The sequence below is a fragment of the Nostocoides australiense Ben110 genome, from assembly GCF_001050535.1.
GTDB lineage: Bacteria > Actinomycetota > Actinomycetes > Actinomycetales > Dermatophilaceae > Nostocoides_A > Nostocoides_A australiense.
Map to the genome: position 1 here is coordinate 2,136,851 of NZ_HG764815.1, position 5,492 is coordinate 2,142,342.

At 71.6% G+C, this 5,492-nt stretch carries 5 protein-coding genes; 2 read left to right on the top strand and 3 right to left on the bottom strand.

Annotated features, from left to right (window positions below):
- The 3 genes from BN11_RS10280 to BN11_RS10290 all read right to left on the bottom strand — a co-directional run.
- Positions 1-2,019 (bottom strand): transglutaminase family protein (locus BN11_RS10280; protein ID WP_048697319.1); only part of this gene is annotated, 2,019 nt, incomplete at its 3' end.
- Between the two features lie 10 nt (positions 2,020-2,029).
- Positions 2,030-3,331 carry a DUF58 domain-containing protein gene (locus tag BN11_RS10285; protein ID WP_157044070.1) on the bottom strand — a complete coding sequence of 434 codons (1,302 nt, stop codon included), beginning with the start codon at positions 3,329-3,331 and terminating at the stop codon, positions 2,030-2,032.
- Between the two features lie 11 nt (positions 3,332-3,342).
- Positions 3,343-4,257 carry an AAA family ATPase gene (locus tag BN11_RS10290; RefSeq protein ID WP_083434007.1) on the bottom strand — a complete coding sequence of 305 codons (915 nt, stop codon included), beginning with the start codon at positions 4,255-4,257 and terminating at the stop codon, positions 3,343-3,345.
- A 374-nt stretch (positions 4,258-4,631) separates the two neighbouring features.
- On the opposite strand from BN11_RS10290, the gene mraZ reads away from it, so the two are divergent.
- Both mraZ and mraW read left to right on the top strand, forming a co-directional pair.
- Positions 4,632-5,099, top strand: coding sequence for a division/cell wall cluster transcriptional repressor MraZ (gene mraZ, locus BN11_RS10295; RefSeq protein ID WP_162213209.1), 468 nt, complete (start codon positions 4,632-4,634; stop codon positions 5,097-5,099).
- A gap of 155 nt (positions 5,100-5,254) precedes the next feature.
- The coding region (gene mraW, locus BN11_RS10300) for a 16S rRNA (cytosine(1402)-N(4))-methyltransferase (protein WP_083433680.1) at positions 5,255-5,492 on the top strand (238 nt) is incomplete at its 3' end.

Genomic DNA, 5,492 nt, shown 5'->3' on the forward strand with positions numbered 1-5,492 from the left:
CCCCCCCCCCCGCGCCTCGATGACGTCACTGTCGTCGTCGGCGGCCGCGATCCGGCGCCGGCGGGCGAGCATCGAGGTGACCGGCAGGACGAGCATGCTGAGCACCCCCGCTCCCAGGGCGAGCAGGATCCACGTGCGGGCCGAGATGGCGGCGATCCGTTGCCGCAGCGTGCGATCCGCCGGCGTGACATCCTGTGTGCCCGGGTCGTCCTGGCCCGGGTTGACCGGCCGGGTCGAGGACCGCGTGGCGCTGGCGGAGGTTGACGCACTCCACGTCGTCGCGGTGGACTCGGGCAGGTTCGCCCAGCTCGGCGCCGCGCCGGAGCGTGAGCCCGGGGTCGGGTCGAAGCGGATCCAGCCGAACGGCGGGAAGTACAACTCCGGCCAGGCGTGCGCGTCGCTGGCCCGCACCTCCCACTCGCCCCGGTCGAGCCGGCCGGGCAGGTAGCCGATCACCATGCGGGCCGGTATGCCGCGTTCGCGCGCCATCATGATCATCGCCGTGGCGAACTGCTGGCAGTAGCCGACCCGGGTCTGCAGGAAGTGGGTGATCGGGTCGACGTCGCTGCCTTCGGGCAACGGGGCCAGCTGGGTGTCGTAGGTGAAGACGGGGGAGCGCAGCCAGTCCTGGATGGCGACCGCCGTCTCGAACCGGTTCGCCCCCTCCGGGACGGCGTCGGCGAGGGCCTCGGCGATCGCCGGTCGGGCCCGCTCCTCGACGAGCAGGCTGTCGTCTTCCACGGTCTCGGCCCACGGGTCGGGACCGACATAGGACTCGGATTGCTCCAGCAGCTCCGGGGTGGGGGCGATGTCGATGTATTCGACGTCATACGACTCGGCCCGGCTGAGCACCTGCACCGTGCCTTCGCCGAACTCGATGGCCTCGACGCCCTCGGGCATGGTGAGCCGGGTTGCGCCATACGGGATCGCGATCTGCGGCTTGGCGAGCCGGGATCCGGTGGCGCTCAGCGTCCCGGCGCGCTTGGCTTCCTCGGGCAGGTCGTCCAGATAGCGCACCCACGTCGAGGAGATCGCCTCCTGCTGCTGCAGTGGCTCACCCTTGCTCACGTTGCGTGCCGGATACTGCGGCCGCTGCCGGAACTGACCGTCGGGCCGATAGTCCTCGAGGACCGCCACCCGCAGCGGCGACGGCGAGCCGACACTCGTGCGATACCGCAGCAGCGGCGCGCTCGACGGGTTCTCCAGGCTGGCCCGCAGGTCGAGTGTCGTGCTCAGGGTGACGGTGCCGTCGGCGCGGTCGATCGTGCCCCGCCCCAGCCCGTCGGCGAGATAGCGGGTCGGGAAGTGCGGGACGACGGCCGCCAGCACGATCGCGCCGATCGCGACGACCGAGCCGAGCACGCCGGCGGTACGGGCGAAGGAGCGCACGGGGTCGGCCGGTCGGGCCTGGGTCTGCGGGGTGCGCGGCAGCACCGAGGCCCACCGCCGCAGGCCGACGGTGCCCGCGCGGGCCAGCATCAGCAGCCACAGGGCGGCCGGCAGCAGGAAGTGGATCCACCGCAGCGTCGAACTCGAGTTCGCCGCGCCGACGAGATAGGCACTGAGGAGGGCCAGGCCGGCGGCGCCCGGTGACCGGCGGCTCACGGCAAGCGCGTCGACGGCCAGCACCACGACGAGCGCGAGCAACGAGAGCGTGAGGACGATCCCGGGCGTGGTGGGGGCGGGGGCGGCATACGCCTGAATCGTCTCGCGCGCCTCGACGAGGATGTCGTTGAGCGCCAACACCGTGCCCCAGCGGGGCAGGCCGTACCACGTCTCGTCGCGGGCATACATCAGCACGATGGACTCGACACCGACCAGCAGTTGGACCGCTGCGACGGCCAGCCAGTTGCGCAGCACGGTCCGCGCCAGCACCCCGGTGACCACGACGATCGCGGTGATGAGCAGCGCCGGGTTCACCCACGCCAGGCTGCGCAGCAGCGTCTGGATCGGCAGCATGGCCGCCCACGACGCGGCCGCGGCGAGCAGCGCATCGCTCCAGCGGGCCTGGCCTCTCATCGCCGGCCTCTCATCTCCGGCCGCCCTGCAGCGCGGGGGAGGCCGCCGCGGCCGCCCAGGCGTCGACGAGCGAGGTGCCAGGGGTGATGACCACCGCGCTCCAGCCGCGTTCACGCAGGCCGGTCGCGGTGGCGGAGGCGGCGACCGGGTCGTCGCTGTCGCTGACCGGAAGCACGAGCGCCATCCCGGGCGAGCCGGGTGAACGCACCCTCGCGAGGCGTTCGGTGTCGCGCTCGGCCATCGCGGCGACGACGGCGATGCACAAGGCGCCGCTGGCCGCGGCGTCCGCTGCGAGCGCCATCGTCGTGACGAACTGGACGGGTTCGCGCAACTCGGCGACGGCCAGTTCGGTCAAGGCCTCCTCGACCCGCAGGTGCTCGCCCCCATGGCCGGAGCGGATCTCGCCGCCCAACGCGAGAAAAGTGTTGGTGCCGCTGCCGATGACCTCGTTGGCGATGGATGCGGCGGCCGTGACCGCCCACTCGAAGCTCGCGGTGCCCCGGGGGGCCCGCTCGACGGTGGCCCGGTCGTCGAGAAGGAGCACGATGCGGCGGGTCGCGGGGCGGTCCTCCTGGCGCACCATGAGATCACCGGTGCGGGCCGTCGCCGGCCAGTGGATGCGGCGCAGGTCGTCACCCTCGCGGTGCTCGCGGACGGACACATCGTCCTCGCCGTGCAGGGCGATCATGTGCGGGATCGTGCCCTCGTTGCCGAGGCCGCCGGCGACCGTGGTGCCGGACAGGGAGACGATCCGCGGCAGCACGATCAACTCGCCGGTGCCCCGGACCACCGCCAGCCGCAGCGTCATGTCGAAGGGGTCCTTGACCCGAAGGCCGAGCGGTCCGAGGTGATGGCGCCCCCGCACGGTGGACCGGACGCGATAGTTGATCAGGTGCTCCGCGCCGGGGGCCATCCGGGGCACGACGAACCGGGGGCGGTCCCCCAGGGCGTAGTCGAGTTGCTCCTCCGCCATCAGGATCGGGGTCGTCGCGGGGCCGGGGTTCTCGACGCGCAGGTTCACATCGGACCACTGGTCGATGGGCACGATCGAGGGGGTGACGGTGCGGGTGGTGCGCATCGAGAGCCGTTGGCGCCGCGCGAGGAGCAGCATGAGCAGCGGCAGGCCGGCGACGAGGAAGCCGATGCGGGTGATATCGCGGAACCCCAGCAGCAGACCGCACACCATGAGCGCGACTCCCGCGGCGAGGAAGCAGCGGCCGCGCAGCGTGAGGGCGTCGGTCAGGCGGCGGCGACGCCGCCGAGGCGCCGTGCTGCCCCGCACGATACCGGAGCGACCACCGAGTGCGGACACGCCGAGAGCTTTCAGAACCCCGGAGCCGGCACGCGGACCCGCTCGGTCAGCCCGCGCAACACGTCTGCCGGGCTGCGGCGGGCGTGGATCGCCTCGCCGGTGAGGATGAGGCGGTGCCCCCAGACCGGCACGACGAGGTCCTGGACGTCGTCGGGCAGCACGTAGTCGCGTCCCGCCAGCGCGGCGTGCGCGCGGGCCGCCCGCAGCAGGTGCAGTGTCGCGCGCGGGGAGGCGCCGAGCCGGACGGAGGTGTTGTCGCGGGTGGCCGCGGCCAGGTCGACGATGTACTGGCGGATGGCGTCGGAGGTATGGACAGTGCGCACCGCCTTGATCAGTCCGCTCACCGTCGCGGCGTCGGTCACGGGCCGCAGCTCTTCGAGGGGGTCGCGTTCGCCGTGGGATTCGAGCATGTCCATCTCGCTGCGCGACGACGGGTAGCCGAGGGAGACCCGCGCCATGAACCGGTCCCGCTGGGCCTCGGGCAGCGGGTAGGTGCCCTCCATCTCGATGGGGTTCTGGGTCGCCATGACGATGAACGGGTGGGGCAGGGTGTAGGTGCGCCCGTCGACGGTGACCTGCCCCTCCTCCATGCACTCCAGCAGCGCCGACTGGGTCTTCGGGGAGGCGCGGTTGATCTCGTCGCCGACCACGACATTGGCGAAGATCGCACCGGGCCGGAACTCGAAGGCCCGCATGTCCTGGTTGAACATGTTGACGCCGGTGACATCGCTGGGCAGCAGGTCGGGCGTGAACTGGATGCGCCGGACGGTGCAGTCGATGGAGCGGGCGAGGGTCTTGGCGAGCATGGTCTTGCCGACGCCGGGCACGTCCTCGAGCAGCAGGTGCCCCTCGGCGAGCAGCGCCGTCAGGGCCGCCTGGATGACCTCGGGCTTGCCCTCGATGACGGTCTTCATGGCGTTGGCCATGCTGGTGGTGATCTCGAGGACCGATTCGAGGGAGCGCGCCCGGTCCGGAGCCGCCGCCTGCTGCCGCGTCTGCTGATCCTCCACGATGCTCCCCAACGTCGTTCGTCATCCGGCCTTCGCGGCCGGCCCGGTCTCGTGCCGTCGTCGCATTTTGCCTCAGGCCGCGCGATTCGGGGCTTTTGGGACCGGTTCGTGACCTTCGCACCTTGGCGATCCCCACTCGCTGGACCGAACGAGACAAAATCGCCCCACTTTCCTCCACGATGTGTGAACTGCGAATTTGCCTCGTACCAGGCGACAAACTCCGGAAAACGTCACCGACTTGGTATGTAGGTGGGGTAGAGTGGGGGAAATCGGAGGCACGGGGCGCGCATGTGGAGAAGGAAGGCGGTGGCCGGTTCATGGACGTCGAGTTCCTCGGTCACCACAGCCCCCGGCTCGACGAGAAGGGGCGGTTGTTCCTGCCCGCGAAGTTCCGCGACGACCTGGGCGACAAGATCGTCGTGACCAAGGGTTTCGAGCGCTGCCTGACCATCTATCCGCACCCCGTCTTCAAACAGCGGATCCTCGACCCGCTCAACGCCGCCAACACCAGCAGCAAGACCGTCCGCTCGGTGCGCCGGCAGCTGCTCGGCGACGCCTCGACGGAGAACCCCGACCGCCAGGGCCGCGTGACGATCCCCGGCGTCCTGCGCAGCTACGCCGGCCTGGACAAGGACTGCGTCGTCATCGGGCAGGGCCACTACCTCGAGGTCTGGGACAGCGCCACCTACGAAGCCGCCAATGCAACCGACGGCACCACGCTCGAGGACTTGCACGACGAGGGGGTCGTCCTGCTCTGACGTTCGGTGGTCCCCGGCCTCCAGCCGTCCTCCCGGCCCGACTTCCCCCGGATCGGGGGCGGCGGATGGGGACCAGGGACCACCGCCCGCGCTGCTCAGGCCGACCACCGGCATACCCACCGCACGACCCGCACCGACCCGAAGTGATGGCCCGCATGACCAGGAGCGCACCCGCCGACCACCGGCACGTGCCCGTCCTGCTCGAACGCGTCGTCGAGGTGCTGGCCCCCGCCGTGCGCGAGCCGGGCAGCGTCGTCGTCGACGCGACCCTGGGCCTCGGCGGCCACGCGCAGGCCCTCCTCGACGCCTGCCCCGAGGCGACGCTCGTCGGCATCGACCGCGACGCGCAGGCGCGCGACGCTGCGGGGGAGCGGCTCCCGGCCTACGGCGATC

Coding starts and splice junctions, on each gene's coding strand:
- BN11_RS10290 (WP_083434007.1), bottom strand. CDS start 4,257: ATGGCCAACGCCATGAAGACCGTCATCGAGGGCAAGCCCGAGGTCATC.